This is a genomic window from Streptomyces sp., from assembly GCF_019510245.1.
Classification (GTDB): domain Bacteria; phylum Actinomycetota; class Actinomycetes; order Streptomycetales; family Streptomycetaceae; genus Streptomyces.
In genome coordinates, this window is sequence record NZ_JAEKKT010000536.1 from 1 (window position 1) to 1292 (window position 1292).

2 protein-coding genes are annotated in these 1292 nt (G+C 68.0%); both read right to left on the minus strand.

All coding sequences use genetic code 11. The features are described 5' to 3' along the window. Nucleotides 1-547: 547 nt before the first annotated feature. Nucleotides 548-931: a hypothetical protein gene (locus JF597_RS55150; protein WP_294014807.1), complete on the minus strand. Its 384-nt coding sequence runs from the start codon at nucleotides 929-931 to the stop codon at nucleotides 548-550. Continuing rightward, nucleotides 928-1292 (minus strand): hypothetical protein (locus tag JF597_RS55155; protein ID WP_294014809.1); only part of this gene is annotated, 365 nt, incomplete at its 5' end. The genes JF597_RS55150 and JF597_RS55155, both read right to left, overlap by 4 nt.

A 1292-nucleotide genomic window follows, 5' to 3' on the forward strand; every position in this document is an offset into this window, starting at 1 on the left:
ACGTCTGCCGGGCCAGGCCGCGCATCTTCGCGGCGACCGCCGCGTCGGTGTCGGCGACGGCTGCGGAGACGATGGGCGCGGCCGTCGGCTGCTGGGTCTTCCTGCGGAACATGTGTGTCCTTTCGGGGTGTGTCCCGGAGACGTCCGGGGGCGTGTCCCGTCGTTGCGGGAAGCGGGTTGCGGGGTCCTTCGAGGACCTCGCAAACCCTTGGGCGTAAAGGGCTCCGGACGGTGGGGGGCATATGTGGAACGAACTGCGGGAACACCCCCGGCGGAGGGGCCTTCACTTGGATCGCGACCTGCACCAAACGCGCCCCACCGAAGGACCGTTTATTTGGATCGCGACCTGCACAAAACACAGTCCCGACGAGGGCCGGGTGTTTGGATCGTGTGCTGCACGGACGCACCCCCACGGGAGGGTGGGGCATTAGGTCTGGACGCTGCGCGAACACGACCCGCGACGGGGTCGAGCACATGCGATGCGGCCTGCGAACTAACCCCTCCCGAACCCCCCTCCGGAGAGGGGGACCTTTTGGGATTCGAAGTGCTACTTCGGAGCCTTCGGATACGCCCGGTCGGCGGCCCGGTAGCAGGCCCGGATCTGCTCGCGGGTCACGTCCTCGTGGAAGTCCTCGACGAGGAGTTGAGCCATCGCCTCCGCGCCCTGCTGAAGACCGAGTGCGCTCTCCGACAGGACGTAGCACTCGACGAAGTAGCGGATCTCCGCCACCGTCAGGTCGTCGGCGGTCCGGCCGTCGCCGTAGAACTTGTGCACTCCCATGTCGACCGCGGCGGCGATGTGGTCGCGGGAGACGACCACACGGAGCCCGACGACCGCGTGCGGCTCCTCGTAGGGGTCGACCATGGTGTGCTGCTCCGTCATGCCACGCACCGCGGGCACGTCGCTCAGGTGCTCAAGGGACACGGTCATGACTGCTGCTCCTTCATCGCGGCCAGCTGGTCGCGCATCTGCTGAACGCGGGCGGTGAACGTCTTGAGGTCCCGAAGGAACTGGTCGGCCTCTGCGAGGGTGAGCTCGGCGTAGGGCCCCCACAGGTCGGCGTTGTCGACGACGATGGCCGGCGGCTCCTCGTCGAAGTCGGGGCCGGCGGGCAGCATCACGTGCGCCGTCAGGAGGGGCGTCTCCGACTTCACCTTCGAGGTCGGTTTCGCCGCCGAGTCCGGCGGCCCTACGAGGACGGTCTGTCCCCGGTGGATGAAGTTGCCGAACCCGTCCGGGTTGTGGTCGCCGTCGCACCACGACGGGCACGTCACGGACCGGTGGTCAGACT